The sequence below is a fragment of the Mycobacterium sp. ACS1612 genome, from assembly GCF_001667505.1.
GTDB lineage: Bacteria > Actinomycetota > Actinomycetes > Mycobacteriales > Mycobacteriaceae > Mycobacterium.
This window is the reverse complement of record NZ_LZHZ01000020.1, coordinates 12,923-32,492: the sequence shown is the minus strand read 5'-3', so window position 1 is coordinate 32,492 and position 19,570 is coordinate 12,923. Positions and strand designations below refer to the sequence as shown.

23 protein-coding genes and 1 pseudogene are annotated in these 19,570 nt (G+C 66.4%); 13 read left to right on the top strand and 11 right to left on the bottom strand.

What is annotated here, in order from left to right; translation table 11 throughout:
- Nucleotides 1-14 precede the first annotated feature (14 nt).
- Nucleotides 15-485, bottom strand: coding sequence for a class I SAM-dependent methyltransferase (locus A5724_RS08045; protein ID WP_067798966.1), 471 nt, complete (start codon nt 483-485; stop codon nt 15-17).
- A 160-nt stretch (nt 486-645) separates the two neighbouring features.
- On the opposite strand from A5724_RS08045, the gene A5724_RS34445 reads away from it, so the two are divergent.
- Nucleotides 646-792, top strand: coding sequence for a MerR family transcriptional regulator (locus A5724_RS34445; RefSeq protein WP_232004746.1), 147 nt, complete (start codon nt 646-648; stop codon nt 790-792).
- Nucleotides 789-995: a hypothetical protein gene (locus A5724_RS34440; RefSeq protein ID WP_232004745.1), complete on the top strand. Its 207-nt coding sequence runs from the start codon at nt 789-791 to the stop codon at nt 993-995. Before A5724_RS34445 ends, A5724_RS34440 begins: the two co-directional genes overlap by 4 nt.
- Here the strand turns inward: A5724_RS34440 and A5724_RS08035 are convergent.
- Nucleotides 982-1,182, bottom strand: coding sequence for a hypothetical protein (locus tag A5724_RS08035; RefSeq protein ID WP_067798963.1), 201 nt, complete (start codon nt 1,180-1,182; stop codon nt 982-984). The genes A5724_RS34440 and A5724_RS08035 overlap by 14 nt on opposite strands.
- Before the next feature lie 40 nt (nt 1,183-1,222).
- Here A5724_RS08035 and A5724_RS08030 point away from each other — a divergent pair, with 40 nt between their 5' ends.
- Nucleotides 1,223-2,071, top strand: coding sequence for an AIM24 family protein (locus A5724_RS08030; RefSeq protein ID WP_067798960.1), 849 nt, complete (start codon nt 1,223-1,225; stop codon nt 2,069-2,071).
- Here the strand turns inward: A5724_RS08030 and dtd are convergent.
- A complete protein-coding gene (gene dtd, locus A5724_RS08025; protein WP_067798958.1) occupies nt 2,068-2,499 on the bottom strand; it encodes a D-aminoacyl-tRNA deacylase in 432 nt (143 codons plus the stop codon). The two genes, A5724_RS08030 and dtd, sit on opposite strands and share 4 nt — an antisense overlap.
- Nucleotides 2,500-2,535: 36 nt before the next feature.
- Between dtd and A5724_RS08020 the strand changes: the two genes are divergently transcribed.
- A complete protein-coding gene (locus tag A5724_RS08020; protein ID WP_232004744.1) occupies nt 2,536-4,083 on the top strand; it encodes a class I adenylate-forming enzyme family protein in 1,548 nt (515 codons plus the stop codon).
- Nucleotides 4,084-4,102: 19 nt separating this feature from the next.
- On the opposite strand, the gene A5724_RS08015 is transcribed toward A5724_RS08020, so the two are convergent.
- The gene (locus A5724_RS08015; protein WP_067798952.1) at nt 4,103-4,696 is read right to left on the bottom strand and encodes a DUF305 domain-containing protein; all 594 of its coding nucleotides are present in this window, start codon (nt 4,694-4,696) and stop codon (nt 4,103-4,105) included.
- A 57-nt stretch (nt 4,697-4,753) separates the two neighbouring features.
- On the opposite strand from A5724_RS08015, the gene A5724_RS08010 reads away from it, so the two are divergent.
- The 4 genes and pseudogenes from A5724_RS08010 (at nt 4,754) to A5724_RS07995 (ending at nt 7,618) form a co-directional block, all read left to right on the top strand.
- Nucleotides 4,754-4,960, top strand: coding sequence for a heavy-metal-associated domain-containing protein (locus A5724_RS08010; protein WP_067798949.1), 207 nt, complete (start codon nt 4,754-4,756; stop codon nt 4,958-4,960).
- A complete protein-coding gene (locus tag A5724_RS34165) occupies nt 4,960-5,166 on the top strand; it encodes a hypothetical protein (RefSeq protein ID WP_067798934.1) in 207 nt (68 codons plus the stop codon). Before A5724_RS08010 ends, A5724_RS34165 begins: the two co-directional genes overlap by 1 nt.
- Nucleotides 5,142-5,432: pseudogene (locus A5724_RS08000) on the top strand (hypothetical protein); the annotation flags it as partial. The gene A5724_RS34165 and the pseudogene A5724_RS08000, both read left to right, overlap by 25 nt.
- Nucleotides 5,429-7,618 carry a cation-translocating P-type ATPase gene (locus A5724_RS07995; RefSeq protein WP_067798928.1) on the top strand — a complete coding sequence of 730 codons (2,190 nt, stop codon included), beginning with the start codon at nt 5,429-5,431 and terminating at the stop codon, nt 7,616-7,618. The pseudogene A5724_RS08000 and the gene A5724_RS07995, both read left to right, overlap by 4 nt.
- On the opposite strand, the gene A5724_RS07990 is transcribed toward A5724_RS07995, so the two are convergent.
- The 3 genes from A5724_RS07990 to A5724_RS07980 form a co-directional block, all read right to left on the bottom strand.
- Nucleotides 7,619-8,992 carry an HNH endonuclease signature motif containing protein gene (locus A5724_RS07990; protein WP_067798925.1) on the bottom strand — a complete coding sequence of 458 codons (1,374 nt, stop codon included), beginning with the start codon at nt 8,990-8,992 and terminating at the stop codon, nt 7,619-7,621.
- 40 nt (nt 8,993-9,032) lie between these two features.
- Nucleotides 9,033-10,250, bottom strand: a complete 1,218-nt coding sequence (locus A5724_RS07985) for a glycosyltransferase (RefSeq protein WP_067799000.1) — start codon at nt 10,248-10,250, stop codon at nt 9,033-9,035.
- Between the two features lie 109 nt (nt 10,251-10,359).
- On the bottom strand, nt 10,360-11,478 hold the full coding sequence (locus A5724_RS07980; RefSeq protein ID WP_067798997.1) for an adenylate/guanylate cyclase domain-containing protein: 1,119 nt from the start codon (nt 11,476-11,478) through the stop codon (nt 10,360-10,362).
- Nucleotides 11,479-11,517: 39 nt separating this feature from the next.
- On the opposite strand from A5724_RS07980, the gene A5724_RS07975 reads away from it, so the two are divergent.
- Together A5724_RS07975 and A5724_RS07970 are read left to right on the top strand one after the other, a co-directional pair.
- Complete coding sequence (locus A5724_RS07975) at nt 11,518-12,015, top strand: DNA-deoxyinosine glycosylase (protein ID WP_067798922.1); 498 nt, start codon at nt 11,518-11,520, stop codon at nt 12,013-12,015.
- 139 nt (nt 12,016-12,154) lie between these two features.
- Nucleotides 12,155-15,199, top strand: coding sequence for an adenylate/guanylate cyclase domain-containing protein (locus A5724_RS07970; protein WP_232004743.1), 3,045 nt, complete (start codon nt 12,155-12,157; stop codon nt 15,197-15,199).
- On the opposite strand, the gene A5724_RS07965 is transcribed toward A5724_RS07970, so the two are convergent.
- From A5724_RS07965 to A5724_RS07955, 3 genes are read right to left on the bottom strand one after another with little or no spacing between them, the layout of a single operon-like run.
- The gene (locus tag A5724_RS07965; RefSeq protein WP_067798916.1) at nt 15,196-16,575 is read right to left on the bottom strand and encodes an amidase; all 1,380 of its coding nucleotides are present in this window, start codon (nt 16,573-16,575) and stop codon (nt 15,196-15,198) included. The genes A5724_RS07970 and A5724_RS07965 overlap by 4 nt on opposite strands.
- Nucleotides 16,576-16,583: 8 nt before the next feature.
- Complete coding sequence (locus A5724_RS07960) at nt 16,584-17,396, bottom strand: helix-turn-helix domain-containing protein (protein ID WP_067798914.1); 813 nt, start codon at nt 17,394-17,396, stop codon at nt 16,584-16,586.
- A 17-nt stretch (nt 17,397-17,413) separates the two neighbouring features.
- Nucleotides 17,414-17,692: a hypothetical protein gene (locus tag A5724_RS07955; protein ID WP_232004742.1), complete on the bottom strand. Its 279-nt coding sequence runs from the start codon at nt 17,690-17,692 to the stop codon at nt 17,414-17,416.
- A 65-nt stretch (nt 17,693-17,757) separates the two neighbouring features.
- On the opposite strand from A5724_RS07955, the gene A5724_RS07950 reads away from it, so the two are divergent.
- Genes A5724_RS07950 through A5724_RS07940 form a run of 3 tightly spaced genes read left to right on the top strand, consistent with a single transcriptional unit; the run spans nt 17,758 to nt 19,132 of the window.
- Complete coding sequence (locus A5724_RS07950; protein WP_067798911.1) at nt 17,758-18,231, top strand: glyoxalase/bleomycin resistance/extradiol dioxygenase family protein; 474 nt, start codon at nt 17,758-17,760, stop codon at nt 18,229-18,231.
- Nucleotides 18,232-18,240: 9 nt separating this feature from the next.
- Nucleotides 18,241-18,678, top strand: a complete 438-nt coding sequence (locus A5724_RS07945) for an HIT family protein (RefSeq protein WP_067798909.1) — start codon at nt 18,241-18,243, stop codon at nt 18,676-18,678.
- 4 nt (nt 18,679-18,682) lie between these two features.
- Nucleotides 18,683-19,132 carry a nitroreductase family deazaflavin-dependent oxidoreductase gene (locus A5724_RS07940; protein WP_067798907.1) on the top strand — a complete coding sequence of 150 codons (450 nt, stop codon included), beginning with the start codon at nt 18,683-18,685 and terminating at the stop codon, nt 19,130-19,132.
- Here A5724_RS07940 and A5724_RS07935 read toward each other — a convergent pair.
- Complete coding sequence (locus A5724_RS07935) at nt 19,129-19,560, bottom strand: Clp protease N-terminal domain-containing protein (protein WP_067798906.1); 432 nt, start codon at nt 19,558-19,560, stop codon at nt 19,129-19,131. The two genes, A5724_RS07940 and A5724_RS07935, sit on opposite strands and share 4 nt — an antisense overlap.
- Nucleotides 19,561-19,570 lie beyond the last annotated feature (10 nt).

Sequence of the window (19,570 nt, the reverse complement as noted above, 5' to 3'; positions counted from 1 at the left end):
AGCTGGTAGGTCTTTCACCGCGAGCGAACGGCCGTGAATACCTCGAGGCTTTTGGTCTGGCTGCGGGTCACCTGCCCGAAACCGTCGCGCAGCACCTGCTCGATGCGGTTTAGCTCCTCGGCGGGCAGGTGCAACGGTTTGGCGATCCGGTTCGGCGCCGTGCCACCGTGCCAGGCGATCACGACCACGCCTGAGGGGCGGACCACGCGATGCAATTCGGCCACCCCGGCTTCGAGGTCCGGCCATATCGCGACGTTGCGTACCGAAACCACACGGTCGACGCTGGCGTCGGGCAGACCGGTGTGTTCGGCGGTGCCGAGGTCGAGCCGAACACGACCGGCGCGCACAGTCTCTCGGTTCAGTCGGCGGGCTTGGTCGCGCATCACTGGCGACGGATCGATCCCTCGAATACTCGCGGCGTCGGTGCGCTCGGCGAGCAGTTTGATCAGCCCACCCGGCCCGTAGCCCGACCTCGAGTACGTCATCGTTCGGTTGCACGTCGAGGACGTCGATCAGATCGTCGTGCTTGTTGGTCCACAGCATGAACCGGCCCGCCAGCCTGCCGAGCCAGCCGCTGGGGTTCGCGAACGGGTTGTTCATTTCTCGACGCTCGCACTTCAAGCGGGGTTGAAGTCAAATGGGGGCATGGACCAGATGACGATCGGTGAGGCGGCCCAACTTCTCGGCCTCAACACGTCGGCGCTGCGCTACTACGAGGACCGTGGCCTGGTCACGCCCGGACGACGCGGCGGCCGTGGCACGAGCCGAGCGACCAGTGGCGTGAGGTGGTGACCAAGCAGATCGCGGCGCTCGACGACCTCATCGCCAGGGGCGGCAGCGCCCGCAACTTCCTCGAGCACGGGTTGGCCTGTCCCGCGGATCACCCCGTGGACGAGTGCGAGCACATGATCGACGTGCTCGACAAGCGTCTCGGAGGGGTCACCATCGAGCAACTCGCGACCGAACACGGCCGAGAAGTGCCTAGCGCTTTCTGAGTAGCACCGCGGCGCCCCCGACCACCGCCCCGATCAACAGCAGCACGGCCAACGTCGGGCTGACCAGCCACCACACCAAGCCGACGCCGATGAGAACCGGCGAGACGGCGAACAGCACCATGCCCGGATGCTGTTTGATGACCGCGACGGCGCTCTGCGCCCTGACCCGGTCGATTTCCTTTGCCATGTCCTCAGAATGCCATCGCCGGCCGACTAATTTGGACGCCATGACAGGAACCGGACCTGGAAGTTGGCAACCCGACCCCGAGGGTCGCTACGAATACCGATGGTTTGACGGGCAACGCTGGACCGATCAGGTGTCGCACCGCGGTCAGGTCAGCCGGGCACCGCTGATGTCCCTGTCGCGGTCGACCCCGCCGCAGGCGGCCCCCGTCGGCGACGGATTCGCCGGTATCACCGGCGATCTGGTCGACGGACGCTTCAGCGAGAAGGAGGCCAAACCGATCGGCAACCAGAACTCGAAGCTGTTGCGGGTGCGCTTGGGCGAACCGTTCATGGCGCGCCAGGGCTCGATGGTCGCCTATCAAGGCAACGTGGACTTCGCGTTCGAGGGCGGCGGTGCCTCAAAGTTCATCAAGAAGGCGCTTACCGGTGAGGGTTTGCCGTTGATGCGATGCCAGGGCCAGGGCGACGTGTTCCTCGCCGAACGCGCCTACGACGTGCATCTGCTGAACCTCAACCACTCCGGGCTGTCGATCAGCGGCAAGAACGTGCTGGCGTTCTCGTCGAGTCTCGACTGGAACATCGAGCGGGTGCGGGGCGGCAGCATGGTCGCGGGCGGGCTGTTCAACACGACATTGCGCGGCACCGGTTGGGTGGCGCTGACCACCGACGGACCGCCGGTCGTGCTGAACGCCGCGGAGGCGCCGACATTCGCCGACACCAATGCCGTGGTGGCATGGTCGGCGAACCTGCAGACGCAGTTGAAGACGAGCTTCAAGGCCGGTGCGCTGATCGGCCGGGGTTCGGGTGAGGCGGTGCAGGTGTCGTTCTACGGTCAGGGCTTCGTGATCGTGCAACCCTCTGAGGGCGTGCCACCGGTCGCGACGGCCTAAGCCTCCAGAAGCACCGTCACCGGGCCGTCGTTGACCAGCGCGACCTGCATGTCGGCGCCGAACACACCGGTTTCGACATGCGCGCCGAGGCCGCGCAGCGCGTCGGCGAACGCTGTCACGAGAGGCTCGGCGACGGCGCCGGGTGCGGCGGCGTTCCAGGTCGGACGCCGACCCTTCGCGGTGTTGGCGTAGAGGGTGAATTGGCTGACCACGAGAATCGGCGCGCCGACGTCGGATGCCGACTTCTCATCTTCGAGAATCCTTAGCTGCCAGAGCTTTTCGGCCAACCGCTGTGCCTTCCCGGTGTCGTCGTCGTGTGTGACGCCCACCAGGGCCAACAATCCCTGGCTGTCCGGGTCGATGGCGCCGACGATCTCACCGTCGACCGTCACTGACGCTGAGGTCACCCGCTGGACGAGGATGCGCATGACCGCAGATGCTGCCAGACGACTAGCGTGTCGAGCGTGCCAGTGTGGGGTAGCAACGTCATCGACGGTCACTACGCCGGCCATCCCGGCCTGCTTTACCAGCCGCGTCCGACCACGTTCGTCGAACTGCTCGACGGCGCGCAGCGCTGGAGCGAACGCACCTTCCTGGTGCAGGGCAGGCGACGCATCACCTACGCCGAGTTCATCGACGCGATGGGCGCGGCGCGGCAGTACCTGCGCGAGTTGGGGATAACGCGTGGCGACCGAGTACTTCTGTTTGCCTACAACAGCCCGGAGTGGGCGCTCGCGCTATGGTCGCTGTGGACCGTCGGTGCCGTACCGGTGCTGGGCAACCGGTGGTGGAGCGACAAAGAGGTCGAGCACGCCGTCACGCTCCTGACGCCCGCACACGCGATCAGCGACACCGAGCTTGCATCGGTGGCCGCCACCGACATCGCCGCACTGCGGGTCTGCTTCGATGCAGTAGGCCAGGGCGCCGTCGAGGAGTTGGACGAGGATTCCGTGGCGGTCATCCTGTTCACCTCCGGCAGTTCGGGAATGCCGAAAGCTGTTGAGCTGTCGCGCCGAGCCGTGATCTGCAACCAGCACAGCATCCTGCTGCGCAGCGGTCGGTTACCGGACCAACTGGATATGGCTTCGCCTCAAGTGGTGAATCTCGCAAGTACGCCGATGTTTCAAGTCGGCGGGCTGTCCAACCTGATCACGCAGTTCCTCACGGGGGGCCGGATCGTGTTGACCGAAGGGCGTTTTAACCCGAGGCAGATTCTCGAGCTGATCCAGACCGAGCGGGTGCAATCGTGGGGTGCGGTGCCGACGATGGCGATCCGGGTGCTCGAACACCCCGACTTCGACGCCTACGACTTGTCCAGTCTGCGGTCGTGGCCGCTGGGCGGCGCGCAGGTGACCACCGCGCTGCTGGACCGCATCCGCGCGAAGATGCCGGGGTTGCGCCGCCGGGGCCTGGCCAACACGTGGGGAATGACCGAAGCGGGCGGCTTCTTGACGATGGCCGTCGGCAGCGACCTGGAGCGCTATCCGGGTACAGTCGGCCGGCCCTATCCCGTGGTGGAACTCAAGATCGACGGACCCGATGCCGACGGTGTCGGCGAAGTGCTGGCCCGCTCCCCCTCCGTCATGCGCGGCTATGCCGGAATCGACGACGGCACAGTCGATTCCGATGGGTGGCTGCACACCGGCGATCTCGGCCACCTCAACGAGAACGGCTATCTGTTCATCGACGGCCACAGCAAAGACGTCGTGATCCGCGGCGGGGAGAACATCGCGTGCCCGCATGTCGAGGCGGCGATAGCCACTCATCCGTCGGTTGTCGAGGTCGCTGCGGTCGGACTTCCCCATCCGGACCTCGGCGAGGAGTTGGCCGCCGTCGTCGTGCACAGGCCCGGTGTCCGCCCGCCGACAGCCCAGGAACTGCGCGATCACCTCGACGGAGTGGTCGCGTACTTCGCGATACCGACGCGCTGGCAGATCCGCAGCGAACCGCTGCCGACGCTGGCGGGCGAGAAGGTCGACAAGCGGACGCTGGCTGCGCAGTTTCGGACGTAGCTCGATGGCGCGGCCCGCACTAGAGGGTGGCCAGCAGGCCTCGCATCGTGTCGATCTCCTTCTGCTGAGTCGTCTCGATGGTCTTCGCCAGGTCTATCGCAGCGGGGTACTGCCCGTCCTTGATCTCGCTCTGCGACATGGTGATTGCGCCCTCGTGATGTGAGATCATCTGCGTCAGAAACAGTTTCGACGCCTCAACACCTTGTGCGTTAGTCAACGCCGTCATGTCCGCTTCCGACATCATGCCCTGCATACCCGGCATGTCGTGTCCGGCCATCGGCGGCATCGCGGGGCTGCCCCACTGCGTCAACCAACCCTGCATTTGCTGGATCTCGGGCCCCTGGGCGGCCTTGATCTGGTTCGCCAGGTCGATGACGCGCGGATCGATGCCCTGTTTGGCGAGCAGCATGTCGCTCATCTCGATGGCCTGCTGATGGTGCGGGATCATGTGTTGGGCGAACATCACGTCCGCGTCGTTGTGGGCCTCGGCCGCCGCGGTGGCCGACGAAGTGTGCGTGGCCGGGTGCTCGGTTTCGTTGGAGCCGCCACAGCCGGTCAGGACGGCCAACGCCGCCAGGGCGCTGATTCCGATCAGGGTCGTTCGCTTCCACATAGCCATGGGCCCTTTCTACACGTTGCATACCCTAGGGGGGTATGGTACACATGACTCATGAGCACAACCACGGTGACCGTCATGGGCATGAACTGCGGGGGATGCGCAGCCTCGGTGCGTGAGGAACTCGGCGAGATTCCCGGCGTACACGGCGTCGATGTAGATCTCGGCACCGGCACGGTGATCATCGAAAGCGAGGATCCGGTCACCGACGCCGCGATCAGGAACGCCGTTGAGGAAGCCGGCTACCAGTTGGCGGGCTGATGAACGCCGCACAGAAGTTGGCGGCTTTCATCGTCGGACTGGCGGTGGTGTTCGTCGCGGCGGTGTTCGTCGGCAAGGCCGTCGACCCCGAGGTGCGACAGGTGCCCGCCCACGAGGCGACCCACGCCGCGCACGACGACACCTACTCTTTGGAGCTGAGCAACAACCTGTTCGGACAACCAGGGCCGATGAGCCGTCGATGCTGACCATGACGGTGACTCGCGACGGTGAGCCGGTCACCAAACTGCAGCCGTATCTGGGTGCCTACGGTCATCTGGTGGCGTTGCGTGTGGCCGATCTGGAGTATCTGCATGTCCATCCGACGGGCGACGCGTCGGCAGGACCCGACATCGGCTTCCACACCACCTTTCCGAGTGCGGGCGCCTACCGGCTGTTCCTCGACTTCCAGCATGCGGGCGTGGTCCGCACCGCGGCGTTCACGGTGTCCGTCGACGAGGGTGATCCGTCATGACGTCGGTCGAATTGTCGATTGACGGGATGACGTGTGCGTCATGTGCCCATCGAATCGAGAAGAAGCTCAACAAACTCGACGGGGTGACCGCGACGGTCAACTTCGCCACCGAGAAGGCTCACGTCGAATACCGCAATGAGGTGACACCCGCACAGTTGGTGGCAACCGTAAAAGACGCGGGCTACCAAGCGCATCTGCCCGAGGAGCCCGCCGAAGCGATCGCGGATCCGACGGCGTCGGTTCGGCACCGGCTGCTGATCTCGGCGGCGTTGACGGTGCCGGTGGTCGCGATGGCGATGGTGCCCGCACTGCAGTTCACGTACTGGCAATGGCTGTCGTTGGTGCTCGCGGCGCCGGTGGTGGTCTGGGGGGCGTGGCCGTTCCACCAGGCGGCGTGGGCGAACCTGCGACACGGCACCGCAACCATGGACACGCTGATCTCGATGGGCACGCTGGCCGCGCTGGGTTGGTCGGTGTACGCGCTGTTCTGGGGAACCGCCGGCATGCCGGGGATGAGGCATGCGTTCGATTTGACGATCGCGCGCACCGACGGCACCGGCAACATCTACCTCGAAGCCGCGGCCGGGGTGACCACGTTCATCCTCGCGGGACGCTATTTCGAAGCGCGGGCCAAACGACGTGCGGGCGCAGCGTTGGAGGCGCTGCTCGAACTCGGTGCCAAGGACGTCGCGGTGCTCAGAGATGGTGTCGAACAACGCATTCCGGTCGAGCAGCTGTCGGTGGGCGACGAGTTCGTGGTGCGCCCTGGCGAGAAGATCGCCACCGACGGTGTGGTGCTCGACGGCGCATCGGCCGTCGACGCCGCGATGCTCACCGGTGAATCGGTGCCGGTCGACGTGCGGCCAGGCGACCGCGTGGTCGGTGCGACCGTCAACGTCGACGGACGGCTTGTGGTGCGGGCCAGCAGAATCGGCGCCGACACGCAGTTGGCACAGATGGCACGTCTCGTGGAGGAAGCGCAGAACGGTAAGGCTGCGGCGCAACGATTGGCCGACAAGATCTCCGGGGTGTTCGTGCCGATCGTCATCGCGCTGTCGGTGGCGACGCTCGGTTTCTGGATCGGCGCGGGCGGCTCGGTCGCTGCGGCGTTCACCGCTGCGGTGGCGGTGCTGATCATCGCGTGCCCGTGCGCGCTCGGGTTGGCCACGCCCACCGCGCTGATGGTCGGCACCGGCCGCGGCGCCCAGCTGGGGATTCTGATCAAGGGCCCCGAGGTGCTCGAGTCCACTCGCCGCGTCGACACCATCGTGCTGGACAAGACGGGCACCGTGACCACCGGAACGATGACACTGCTGGACGTGATCACGCCCGACGGTGAACAACCCGACGAAGTCCTGCGATTGGCTGGGGCGCTCGAGGATTCGTCGGAGCACCCGATTGCCAAGGCGATCGCGTCGGGAGCCCGCGACAAGGTGGGCGACCTCCCGAGCGTAGCCGAGTTCAAGAGCCTGGAAGGGCTCGGCGTGCAGGGCCGCGTGGCCGGGCACGACGTGGTGGTCGGGCGACGGCGGCTGTTCGATCTGCCTGAGCCGCTCGCGAAGGCGGTGCAGGAGGCCGAATCCGAGGGCAAGACCGCGGTGACCGTCGGCTGGGATGGCCTGGCGCGCGGGGTGCTCGTCGTCGCCGATGCGGTGAAGCCGACGTCGGTCGAGGCGATCGCCGAGCTTCGGCGGATGGGATTGACGCCGATCATGCTGACCGGCGACAGCCACGCAGCGGCCAGGGTGATCGCGAGGCAGGTGGGCATCGACGAGGTGATCGCCGAGGTGCTGCCTGCGGAGAAGGTTGCTGCGGTCAAACGTCTGCAGGGCGACGGCAGGGTGGTGGCGATGGTCGGCGACGGCGTCAACGATGCCGCGGCCCTGGCGCAGGCGGATCTCGGCCTGGCGATGGGCAGCGGCACCGACGTCGCGATCGAGGCCAGCGACCTCACCTTGGTGCGCGACGATCTGCGCGCGGTCCCCGACGCAATCCGGTTGTCGCGTAGCACGTTGACCACGATCAGGGGCAACCTGTTCTGGGCGTTCGCGTACAACGTCGCGGCCCTTCCCCTCGCCGCGGCCGGCCTGCTCAACCCGATGATCGCCGGGGCTGCAATGGCGTTCAGCTCCGTCTTCGTGGTCAGCAACAGTCTTCGACTGCGTCGATTCCGCGCGTCACGCTGACTATGGGTGGTCTTCTTCGGGTGTGAGGTATCGGTCGGGGTGGTGGTAGTTGTTGATGCGGGTTTGTCCGGTGTCCAGGTGTGGTGGCGGGATCCATTCGGTGCGGCCGTCGGCGCGTTTGCGGGTGGTCCAGCCCTGGTCTTCGACGGCACGGTTGTCGGGCCCGCAGGCCAGGGTCAGGGTGTCGATGTTGGTTTCGCCGTGATCGGCGATCCAGCCGTCGACGTGGTGGACCTGGCACCAGTAGCCGGGCACGGTGCAGCCGGGCCGGGTGCAGCCGCGGTCCATCGCGTGTAACACGATGCGCTGCCCCGGGGTGGCGAAGCGTTTGGCCCGCCCGCAGTACAGCGGTTGGCGGGTGTGCTTGTCATAGATCACCAGATAGTGGTGGGCCTGTGCGGCCAGGGCGATCACGTCGCGCATCGGCACCAGGGTCCCTGCGGCGGTCACCCCCACCCCCGCGGCGGCCTGGAGATCCTGCAGCGCGGCGCTGATGATGATGGTGGCAGGCAACCCGTTGTGTTGACCCAACTGCCCGGAGGCCAGCACGGCGCGGCCCATCGCGGTCAACGCGTCGTGATGGCGCTGCCCGGTGGTGCGGGTATCGCGCTGCACCGCGTCTTGGCTGGGCTGGCCGTCCACACGTGGGTTTGCGTCGTCGGGATTGCACATCCCCGGGGCGCCCAGGGTGGCCAGCACCGCCTCCAGCGTGGCGGCGCCCTGCGGGTCGAGCAGTCCCTCGATGCGGGTCATCCCCCGGGCGTCTTGGGTGTGCAGCTTCAGGTAGCGGCGCCGGGCCCGATCGGCGTCGTCGGGTAACTCGCCGTCCTGGTCGAGCAGCGTCGCCAACCGCTTCGCAGCCACCCGTAACTCGGTGGGCCCCAACCCGGTCGCGATGCGCGCCAGATCCGCCTCGACCAGCCCGCGGGTGTGCGCGTCGATACACCGGGGCAACGTGTCGAAGAACTTCTCGATGACCGCCACATGCTCGGCGCTGATCTGGCCGCGGGCCTGGGCGGCGGCCACGTTCGGCCACGCCGGCGCCAACGGCTCACCGGTGAGCGCGGTGCGCGGCCCCAACAATTCCGCCTGGGTGATGCGCCGGTTGGCTTCGGCCTCAGTGATCCGCAGCGCGGTGCACAGCACCTTGGGCCAACTGGTGGCACCCAACGCCTTCGGTGTGCTCTGGGTGGTCAGGTGATGGATGAGTTTGTGGTCGACTGCAGGTTGGCGGCGATAGTTCTGCTCGAGCCGGGTCTGGATGGCCAACGCCTCGGGTCCGCTCAGCGCGGTGAAATCCAGCCCGGCCATTTCGGCCTGGACCTGCTCCCAGCGCCCCAGCGTGGCGAGGATCTCCTCGCGATCCGACACCATACATCGAACATTAGTTCGAACCACTGACGCCTGCAGAAAGTCATCCACAGGCTTCAGCGAGGGCGATCAGCCGCTTGGCAGCCACTGCGGCGCCGTCGGTGCGGATCAAGCCGGCCACGTCGCTGGCCCGAGTACGGGTCTCGGCCGCCAACGCCGTCGCGAGCGCCGCCGACAGCGACTCGACCGTCGGCGTCGGGCCGTCGTGGGCGGCACCGATGCCGAGGTCTGCGACCCGGCCGGCCCAGAACGGCTGGTCCGCGAACTGCGGGACGACGACCTGCGGCACACCGGCGCTGGCCGCCGTGGTCGTGGTTCCCGCGCCACCGTGGTGGACGACTGCGGCCACCCGCCGGAACAGCGCTTGGTGGTTCACCTCGCCGACGGCCAGGCAGTCGTCGGCGTCGTCCGTGAGGTTCAGGTCGGCCCATCCGCGGCCGATCACCACGCGCCGGCCATGCCTGCGAATCGCCTCGACGGCCACCGAAGCGAGGTCCGCCGGGGCGCGGACGCTACCCATGCTGACGTACACCGGCGGGGATCCGGCGTCCAGGAACGCGGCCAGATCGGCAGGCAGCGGACGATCGTCGGGCAGCATCCACGCGCCGGTCTGCACGACGTCGAGATACGGCGAACCGGGCCACGGCGCCAACACCGGATCCGTCGCCAACCACGGCTGATCGGTGAAGACGTGCCCGCGGACGTCGTCCACCGGCGACAGACCGAGTGCCACGCGATGGGTGTTGAGCGGTTCGCGGTACAACGCATTCACGCGCTCGGCGTCGATCTGCCAGAGCACCTTGTTGTCCGTCTCGCCTGGCGGAAACGGTTTACCGGGCCTTGGTAGCGGCGCGCGATCCGGCGACGGAAACGAACCCGTGTGGAAGGCCGCGAGCACATACGGAATTCCCCGCTTCTCGGCGACCGACCGCACGCCCGCGGGCATCAACCCGGTCGCCAGCACCGCGTCGCACCCCTCGGCGGCCGGGCCCACCGTCTGGAACTGAGCGGCGACCAACGCCGCCGCGACGCGCGGGGCGTCGGCAGGTGTCGACGGTTTCGTCCCGTCTTTGCCGTGCACGAGCGCACGCACCGACAAGCCCGCGGGCACCATGTCGACACCGACGCGGGCCGCCAACTCCGCGAAGTCCGGAGGTGCGCACAACAGCGCCTCCGCGCCGAGTTCCTGTAGTCGCACCGCGAGACCCAGGAGTGGTTCGACGTCCCCGCGCGATCCCCACGTCGACAACAACACACGCAATTTCACTGCCCTCACTCCCGAATATTGGCTTCGGGCAGGCATTTTCAACCACCACCGGGGTCTTGCCGCAAGCCCCCCTATGCGCTATAGATTGAGAGTGGGAGGGAAATCAATCGCCCGCCCGTCGCGCGCGGAACAGCTTGACCTCCGACTTGATCCCTTTCAGGCGCCGCGCTCCCGCAAATGACCACGTGAACCGGTCGTCATCGCCGATCGCTTCACGTGCCGATTCCGACGTCAGGACGGACCCGGGCCGCGCTGCCCCGGTGACGCGGCTGGCGAGGTTCACCGAGCTGCCGAACCAGTCCCCCGCCCTGCTCACCGCCATGCCGGTGGCCATCCCCGCGCGCAGACGGGGCAGATCCTCGTCACCTTCGGTGGCATCGACGAGGCTCAGCACCGCGTCCAGGAGGGCGGCGGGCTCCGAACTCACGAACATCACCTCATCGCCGATGGTCTTGATGAAACGCACCGGCGGGACCGCCACCTCGTGCGCCAGATCGGCCAGCCGGTGGGCCAATTGCTCGAGATCCTCCGGCGGCACTGCTTCGCCGAGCCGGGTGAAGCCGACGAGGTCCGCGAACGCGATCGTCACCAGGCGAGCGCCGGGAAGACGTTGCCCCTCGGCCCGCTCACGCGCGGTGACGGCTTCGGTTTCCATCTGATGGCGCAGTTGAAACCGCAGCATCTCATCGATCATGGGCCCGAGCATCGGGGCGATTTCCCGCACCAACGCCTCGGAATTCTTGGCTATCTGAAGCTCCGTCGCGGTCGGGTCCACCAGCGTCGCCAGCACCGCATATCGCATCACTTCGGTCGTGCGCGACAGCCCTTCCGCGAGCACCCTGGTGATCTGAACCAGATGGTCGGGGCCGATGCCCAGTTCGATTGCCTTCTGCGCGAATGAGGCGGCCTCGGCGTCGGCGCGCAGGAGCACGGGCACATCCGGATCGTCGACGGTCGGCAATCCCATGGCGCGCTGGATGCGCTCGAGGACGTCGAGGTCGACGCCGGTCTTCTCGCTGGCTTCTCTAGCGGAGACATAGACGCCGTCGTCGCCGAGGATGCGACGTGACACCAACAGCGCCGGTGTGTAGCTGTTCCTGATCTGCTCGACGGTGATGCCCTGCTCGAGCAGCCAGGGGATCAACTCGGCGCGCTCGTCGCGAGCCTTGCCCTCCAGACCGTCGAGCAGCCCGGACGCTTCGATGTCGAAGTCTTCGGCCACCGCCACAACGTATACCGCAGAGGTGGAATATTCGGCTGCATGTCCACCGATCTGTACGGCTTCGCGCCGATCGTCGGCGACCGCGCCCGGATACTGATCCTGGGCAACATGCCGAGCGTGATGTCGCTGGGCGCGCAGCAGTATTACGCCAATCCGCGCAACGCGTTCTGGCGGATCACCGGCGAGATCTTCGGATTCGATGCGGACGCGCCGTATGACGATCGAACGGCGGGCCTGACCGCGCACGGCGTCGCGGTCTGGGACGTGCTGAAGTCCTGTCGCCGCGTGGGCAGCCTCGATTCGGCCGTCGAGCCGGACAGCATGGTGCCCAACGACTTTCACGAGTTCTTCGCCGAGCATGCCGATCTGGAGGCGGTGTTGTTCAACGGCGCCGCCGCCGAGAGGAACTTCAACCGGCTGGTGCGCGTGGCACCGGACTATCGGTACCGGCGGCTGCCGTCGACCAGCCCTGCCCAGACCATGCGCTACGCCGACAAGCTGGCGGCATGGCGGGAAGCGCTCGCAGCGCACCGATAACCGTCCGGGGCGAGTGGCTGACCCCTATCCTCAGTTCAGCAGGCCATGGGGGTTACCGATGTCGGCTGCGTTGACATGCCGGACGTGCGGGGGCGAACCACGCGAGGGCGCCCGGTTCTGCGATGCCTGCGGTGCGCCGATGACGGTGCCGCGGCCTGCTGCGGAGTACAAGCAGGTGACGGTGCTGTTCGCCGACGTCGTGCGGTCGATGGACATCGCCGCGTCACAAGGCGCGGAGCGCCTTCGCGAGATGATGGCGGATCTGCTGGACCGGTCGGCGGCAGCCGTGAAGCGATATGGCGGAACGCTGAGCCAGTTCACCGGCGACGGCATCATGGCCGTGTTCGGCGCGCCAATCATGTTGGAAGACCATGCATTCCGGGCCTGCATGGCGGCTCTGGACATCCAAAAGGAGGTCGGCTCGACACTGCCGTTACGCATCGGGCTGAACTCCGGACAGGTCATCGCCGGTGAAATCGGTTCCAGCGTTGCGCCTTACACGACTATCGGGGAACAGGTCGGGATGGCCCAACGCATGGAATCGGCCGCCCCGCCGGGCGGGGTGATGCTCGGCGAGTCGACTGCGCGCCTGGTCGAGAACGCGGTGTTGCTCGCCGACCGAGAACTCGTCCGAATCAAAGGCACGAACGTTCCTGTCGCCGCCCGACGCCTGCTCGCGGCAGGCGGTGCACATCCGACCGCGCGTATCGAGTCGACACTCGTGGGTCGTACCTGGGAACTCGACACAGTCACCGCTATCCTCGCCGAAACAACAACCGGTATGGGCGGTGTCGTCAACATTGTCGGTCCGGCAGGTATCGGAAAGAGCCGGCTCATCCGTGAAGTCTCCGCAGTCGCGGCGAAAGGTGAGCTGCCGGTGTTCACCACCTACTGCGAATCGCACACCAGTGACGTTCCTTTCCACGTGATCGGCCGTCTGATGCGCGCGATCTCGGGAGTCGAGGGCCTCGACAGACAGGCCGCGCGTGCGCACCTTCGGGCGCAAACGCCCCATATCGGCGCCGACGATGTGCGAATGCTCGAGGACCTACTCGGAATCCGCGATCCGACCGAGACGCTCCCCGCTATTGGACCCGACGCGCGTCGACGCCGACTGACCGCGTTGATCAAGGCGAGTTCCACGGCACGAACGGAGCCCGCCGTATACGTCGTTGAAGACGCTCACTGGATCGACGAGGCCAGTGAGTCGATGCTCGCGGATTTCATCGCGGTCATCCCGCAGACCAGATCGCTGATGCTGATCACGTACCGCCCGGAATACGAGGGTGCGCTGACCCGCACCCAAGGCACGCAGACAATCGCGCTGCGACCGCTGACCGACGAGCAGGTGACCACACTCACGAAGGAGTTGCTCGGCACAGATCCTTCATTGGGCGGGTTGACAGCTTTGGTCGCGGAACGGGCTGCCGGAAACCCCTTCTTCGCCGAGGAGACGGTGCGTGACCTGGCCGAGCGCGGGGTGCTTGTGGGCCGGCCCGGGTCGTACCAACTACATGGGGACGTAACCAGCGTCGACGTCCCTGCTTCTCTGCAAGCCACCATCGGGGCTCGTATCGACCGCCTGGATCCTGCGGCGAAGAGAACACTCAACGCGGCCGCCGTCGTCGGGATGCGCTTCGACGCCGAACTGCTGACGGCGCTTGTCGAAGAGCACGACGTGACACCGTTGATCGAAGCGCAGCTTGTCGACCAGGTCAGGTTCACGCCGTCGGCCGAATACAGCTTCCGGCACCCACTCATCCGGGCCGTCGCCTACGAGGCTCAACTGAAAGCCGATCGCGCGCTACTTCATCGACGGTTGGCTTCGGCGATCGAATCGCGCAAACCGGGTGACGAGAACGCGGCCCTGATCGCCGAACATCTAGAGGCGGCCGGCGATCTATCCGGCGCTTTCGGCTGGCACATGCGCGCGGCGACCTGGTCGACATGGCGAAACATCGCGGCCGCGCGATCAAGTTGGAACAGGGCCAAACAGGTCGCCGACCGGTTGTCCGACGACGTACCCGATCACATGGCCATGCGCATAGCGGCACGCACGCAGTTGTGCGCCAATGCATACCGTCTTGGTGTCAAAGGGCTCGACACCGGCTTTGAGGAGCTGCGTCGCCTGTGCACGGCGGCCGGCGATCAGCGGTCGCTGGCCGTCGGAACGTGCGGATTGCTGATGGCCAGGCAGCTGGAAGGCCTTGGGCACGAACAAGAGTCGTCGCGCCTCGCCTCCGAGTTGCTCCAACTTCTCGATGCCATCGACGACCCGACGTTGGTCGTTGCGCTCTCTGTGCCGCCGATGTCGGCCAATATGGAGGCCGGTCGCTTCTCTACCGTCCTGGCGCTGGCGCAGCGGGTCATCGACTTGGCCGAGGGCGATGTGACCGGGGGCAGGATGTTGACCGTCTCTCCGCTCACGACCGCGCTGTCGTATCGCGGGCTGAACAGGTGCCTGATGGGTCTGCCCGGCTGGCGGGATGATTTCGCACAGGCCATTGAGGCGGCCGACACGATCGAGCCCGCGATGCGCTCCGGTGCGCTGTGGACCGTTCGCCTCATCCCGATCGCCAACGGCATCCTGTTGCCGGATGCAGTGGCTCTCAGAGAGACCACTGAGATACTTTCTGCGGCGGAACAATTCGGCGACGATTTCGTGTTGGACATGGCCAGGGCGACACGGGCGATCACTGTCGTGCATCAGGAAGGACCGCTGCGTGACGAGGGTTACCAACTGCTCGCAGAGCTGGCCGCGTCGGACACCTACCACTTCAGCAACAATCTGCGTGTGATACAGCTGCACCTGGCGAGAGAGAAAGCCAGAACCGGTGACCTCGACGGGGCGGTCGAACTGGTCCGTGCGGCGCTCGACGAGCTGTACGCGGCAGAGGCCGCACAGTGGATCGCGAAAGCCACCTCCGTACTCGTCGAGTCGCTGTTGCGACGCCGCTTGGACAGCGACGTCGACGAGGCGCAGAGAGCCATCGACAGATTGGCGGCCTATCCGACTGAGCCGGGCTTTGTGCTGCATGACCTCTGGCTGCTGCAGTTGCGTGCGCTGCTGGCCGACGCGCGCGGCGACAAGGCGACGTACCGCGACTGTCGCGACCGCTATCGGCAAATGGCGACCGGCCTGGACTTCGAGGGCCACATGGCGTGGGCGGCGGCGATGGATTAAGACACCGGCGGGCGGCGCTGCGCCCACGGCCGGGCCTGCTCGATCTGCGCCGCCAGCGACAGCAACGTCGCCTCGTCAGATGGCCTGCCCACCAGCTGAATTGAGGTCGGCACACCGTCGCCGTCCAGATCCCACGGCACCGCCGCCGCGGGCTGACCTGTCACGTTGAACATCGCCTGGAACGGAACGCGCTGCGCCACGAACGCCAGTGTCGAAACCGCGCCTCTCCGCTGGTACGCGCCGATACGCGACGGACCCGTCGCCGTACCGGGTGTGACGACCACGTCGACGTCATCGAAGATCGAAAGGACCCGTTCGATTACTTGACTTTCCGCGCCGCGGATGGCGTTCATGCGCCGATCCGAGATCAGTCCGCCGATCCGGGCGAAACCACGGGTGCGGCGTTCGAGTCGCTCCGGGTGTGGCAGCAACCGCACTTCGTCGGCCACGCCGCGGAAGTACCGCGGCAGACCCTGGCCGTACATGCCGGACGGCGGATAGTCGGGATCCCGCGTCACCACCTCGTGTCCGAGTTCTCGCAGCAGGACCCCTGCCTCCTCCACCGCCGCCCGCTGCGCCTTGCCGACGCGCGCAGTCAACGGTGGAGGAACCTTGAGGCTCAATGCAATTCGCAACCGACCAGGCAGGCGGTTGGCGGCAGCCACGAAATCATTTCCTGGCGCCGTGGCGTCGAGGAACAGCGCGGCGTCCTCCACCGTGCGCGCCATCGGCCCGTTCACGCTCAATCCGTTCCACGCGTCGTCATGCGGCGCCATGGGCACCCGGTCGCGCTGCGGCTTGATCCCGAACAACCCGCACCACGTCGACGGGATCCGGATCGAACCCATGCCGTCCGAACCCAGCGCCATCGATGTCAGTCCGGCCGCCACCGCGGCGCCGCTACCCCCGCTGCTGCCGCCTGGCGTGTAGTCGGTGTTCCACGGGTTGCGGGTGGCACCGAAAGTGACGGTCTCGGTGAACGACCAGATCGTCATCTCCGGCACCGAAGTTTTGCCGATGATAACCGCGCCCGCGCACCGCAGTCGTCGCACCACCTCGGCATCCTGGCTGACCACAGGGCCGTGCGCGGCGGTGCCGTACGTGGTCACCTCACCCGCGACATCCACGTCGTCCTTGATGGCGATGGGCACGCCGAGCAGCGGCAACCGCTCCCCCGCATCCAGTCGCGCCTGCGCCGCGGCTGCCTCTTTGCGTGCACTGTCGGCCAGCACCACGCGATATGACCTCAGGTCGCGATCGATCCGGCTGACCCGGTCGAGGTAGACGTCCAACAGGGCCTGCGCCGTGACGGCGCCGTCGGCAAGCAATCGCGCCTGCTGTGCGGCACCGGCGAACGCGAGCTCATTGCTGTCCACGCAATCTCCTAATGTCCATGGGCTGCGGCGTATTCGCCGGGTGTGGTGCCCAACATCGCGCGGAAGTCGTTGATGAAATGAGCCTGGTCGTACCAGCCGAGCCGGATCGCGAGATCGGCGTGGTCGATGCCCGGCGTGCTCTCGATTTCGAGTGCGGCCTGCTGTAACCGATACCGGCACAGCACCCATTTGACCGGCACGCCGACGTAACGGCGGAACAGGCGCTGCGTGGTGCGCTGGCTCCACGGCGAGAACTGCATCACCTGTTCGACACGGTGCAGCCCGTCGTCGTCGCGGATCCGTTCCACCAGTTTGCGCAGCCGTACATAGGTGTCGTCGAGCGGCGCTCCCGATGCGATTGCGGATTCCATTGCGGCCAAACAGGTCTCGACATCGTGTGGTGCATCGGCCAGCAGATCCTCTGCGCGCTCGACCCTGCCGGTCAACGACGCGGCGTCGCGCCCGTAGCGCGCGGTGAAGCCACCGGGGTGAAAGCGTGCGCCGACGACAGTGCCGATACCGCGGATCGTCGTGCGGAAGACGCGTTCGACGACCCCGTGCAGCAGCACCGCGGGCAACTCGTGACCGTGCCGGCTACCGTCGGTGCCCCATTCGGTCGTCAGGTGCACAGCGGGAAACGTAATCACTGTGCTGTCGAATGGGTCGTCGAGGTTCCAGCTCACCGACCAGTAGTGCTCGACGAACCGGGCGGCGTCACCGGCCGGCGCCCAGCGTTCGAGGTCGAACACCGAGGCGGATGCGGCGCGGCCCACCACACCACGTTCGGGTGCGGCGTGCGCCGTCGCGTTCCGAGCACCCATACAGACCAGGCTACGAACTAGTCGATGCGGATCACGTAGGTTCCGTCTTCGTCGCGCTCGACCTGGCGGTCGTTCGCGTTGACCCAGACGATCGGATCACCCGGTGACCCGACGAACGCGTTGGTCATCCCTCCGCCAGGGGACAGATAGGCGCTCCACTGCTCGCCAGGCGAGAACACGGTCAGAATCTCTTCGCCGTTTGCCCGGCGTATCGAGAGCGTATGGCCGTTGTCGTCCTCTTCGGTGTCTTCCATGTCGTCAGTGGATTCGTCTTCGAAATCGGCATCGTCAAGCACGCCGATCAGCCTAGCCAGTCGCGTTTTTCCAATACCGCCGAGCGGCGCCGCGCGACGATGCCGACATGAGTAGCAACGCAATTCCGGAGGGCTACACCAGCCTGACCCCCTTCCTCTGCGTCGACGGTGCGGCGCAAGCGATCGACTTCTACGTGTCGGTGTTCGGCGCCAAGCTCGTCGACCGGATGGACGGCCCCGACGGCGCGGTCGCGCACGCAGAACTCGACTTCGGCAACGGCCGCCTGCAACTCGGCGACCCGGCGGAGGCCTATCAGATCGCTGCACCAGACCCGACGGCACCGGCCACCCACTCGGTGGCCCTCTACTGCGAGGACGTCGACGCGGTGGTCACCAAGGCAGAACGGGCGGGAGCCACCATCCGCGAGCCTGCGCAGACGTTCGTCACCGGCGACCGATTCGCCTCGATCCTGGACCCGTTCGGTCAGCGCTGGACCGTGATGACCCGCGTCGAGGATGTCTCCGCTGAAGAACGCGACCGCCGCTTGGCCGAGTGGGCCGAGGAAAACGTCGGTGGCTAACGTGGCGGAATGTCCTGTGTCTTCTGCGCCATCGTCGCCGGTGAAGCCCCGGCCATCCGGATCTACGAGGACGACGACTACCTGGCCATCCTCGATATCCGCCCGTTCACCCGCGGTCACACCCTGGTCATCCCCAAACGCCACACCGTCGACCTGACCGATACGCCGCCGGACACCGTCGCCGACCTGGTGCGTATCGGTCACCGCATCGCCCGCGCCGCACGCCGGTCGGGACTGCACGCCGACGGCAACAACGTCGTCATCAACGACGGCAAGGCCGCGTTCCAGTCGGTGTTCCACATCCACCTGCACGTGCTGCCCCGGCAGAACGGCGACAAGCTGTCGTTCGCCAAGGGCATGCTGCTGCGGAAGGATCCGGATCGCGAAGAGTCCGGGCGGTTGCTGCGCGAGGCCCTAGCGGAACTGGACTCGGCTACGCAAGACTGAGCCCATGAGTGGTATGCCCGCCTTGGAGAAGTACATCGGCCTGCCGTTGTTGATGCTGCACGACAAGATCTACAAGGGCACCAACGGCCGGATCGGGCATCGGATCCTGCCCGGCACCCCGCCGAACTTGCTGTTGCACACTGTCGGGGCGAAGACCGGTATCCAGCGGACCAATTCGCTGACATACGCCAAGGACGGCGGCAACTACCTGGTGGTCGCCTCCAAAGCCGGGAATCCCAAGGCGCCCGGCTGGTATCACAACCTGAAAGCCAATCCAAAGGTCGAAATCAACGTCGGGCCAAAGCGGTTCGCGGTGACGGCGAAGCCGGTACTGCCCGATGACCCCGACTACCCGCGGCTCTGGCAGATCGTCAACAAGAACAACGCCAACCGCTACGAGGCGTATCAGAAGCGCACGTCGCGCCCGATACCCGTGGTGGTGCTGACACCCTAACCGGCTCGCGTCTTGAGCTCGCGCGTCAGAGCGGCGACATCGACGTTCAGGTCGCGCAGGGTCTGCACGCCAGCGTTGTCGCCTTCGGCCAGCACACCGAGCAGCAAATGAAGCGGTCCGATCTCAGTGTGCCCGAGCCCGAGCGATTCGCGTAGCGACAGTTCGAGCGCCTTCTTCACCTCCGGGCTGAAAGGGATGTGCCCGCTTGGTGTTTCACCGCCGGCATCGCAGACCGCCCAGATGCGCCCGCGCACGGCTGCGGCATTGATGCCATGTGATTCGAGGATCGGGCCGAGTATCGGATCTGGTTGGTCCAGCACGCTCACGAGAAGAAGCTCCGCGCCGACAGACGCTTGATTCAGCGACTTGGCCTCGCGCTGCGACCCCACGATCGACTGTCGTGCTGTCTCGGTGAATCGTTCGAACATCGGGCCAGCC

Coding starts and splice junctions, on each gene's coding strand:
- A5724_RS08045 (WP_067798966.1), bottom strand. CDS start 485: ATGACGTACTCGAGGTCGGGCTACGGGCCGGGTGGGCTGATCAAACTG.
- A5724_RS34445 (WP_232004746.1), top strand. CDS start 646: ATGGACCAGATGACGATCGGTGAGGCGGCCCAACTTCTCGGCCTCAAC.
- A5724_RS08035 (WP_067798963.1), bottom strand. CDS start 1,182: ATGGCAAAGGAAATCGACCGGGTCAGGGCGCAGAGCGCCGTCGCGGTC.
- A5724_RS08030 (WP_067798960.1), top strand. CDS start 1,223: ATGACAGGAACCGGACCTGGAAGTTGGCAACCCGACCCCGAGGGTCGC.
- dtd (WP_067798958.1), bottom strand. CDS start 2,499: ATGCGCATCCTCGTCCAGCGGGTGACCTCAGCGTCAGTGACGGTCGAC.
- A5724_RS08015 (WP_067798952.1), bottom strand. CDS start 4,696: ATGTGGAAGCGAACGACCCTGATCGGAATCAGCGCCCTGGCGGCGTTG.
- A5724_RS08010 (WP_067798949.1), top strand. CDS start 4,754: ATGAGCACAACCACGGTGACCGTCATGGGCATGAACTGCGGGGGATGC.
- A5724_RS34165 (WP_067798934.1), top strand. CDS start 4,960: ATGAACGCCGCACAGAAGTTGGCGGCTTTCATCGTCGGACTGGCGGTG.
- A5724_RS07995 (WP_067798928.1), top strand. CDS start 5,429: ATGACGTCGGTCGAATTGTCGATTGACGGGATGACGTGTGCGTCATGT.
- A5724_RS07990 (WP_067798925.1), bottom strand. CDS start 8,992: ATGGTGTCGGATCGCGAGGAGATCCTCGCCACGCTGGGGCGCTGGGAG.
- A5724_RS07975 (WP_067798922.1), top strand. CDS start 11,518: ATGTCCACCGATCTGTACGGCTTCGCGCCGATCGTCGGCGACCGCGCC.
- A5724_RS07970 (WP_232004743.1), top strand. CDS start 12,155: ATGACGGTGCCGCGGCCTGCTGCGGAGTACAAGCAGGTGACGGTGCTG.
- A5724_RS07960 (WP_067798914.1), bottom strand. CDS start 17,396: ATGGGTGCTCGGAACGCGACGGCGCACGCCGCACCCGAACGTGGTGTG.
- A5724_RS07950 (WP_067798911.1), top strand. CDS start 17,758: ATGAGTAGCAACGCAATTCCGGAGGGCTACACCAGCCTGACCCCCTTC.
- A5724_RS07945 (WP_067798909.1), top strand. CDS start 18,241: ATGTCCTGTGTCTTCTGCGCCATCGTCGCCGGTGAAGCCCCGGCCATC.
- A5724_RS07940 (WP_067798907.1), top strand. CDS start 18,683: ATGAGTGGTATGCCCGCCTTGGAGAAGTACATCGGCCTGCCGTTGTTG.
- A5724_RS07935 (WP_067798906.1), bottom strand. CDS start 19,560: ATGTTCGAACGATTCACCGAGACAGCACGACAGTCGATCGTGGGGTCG.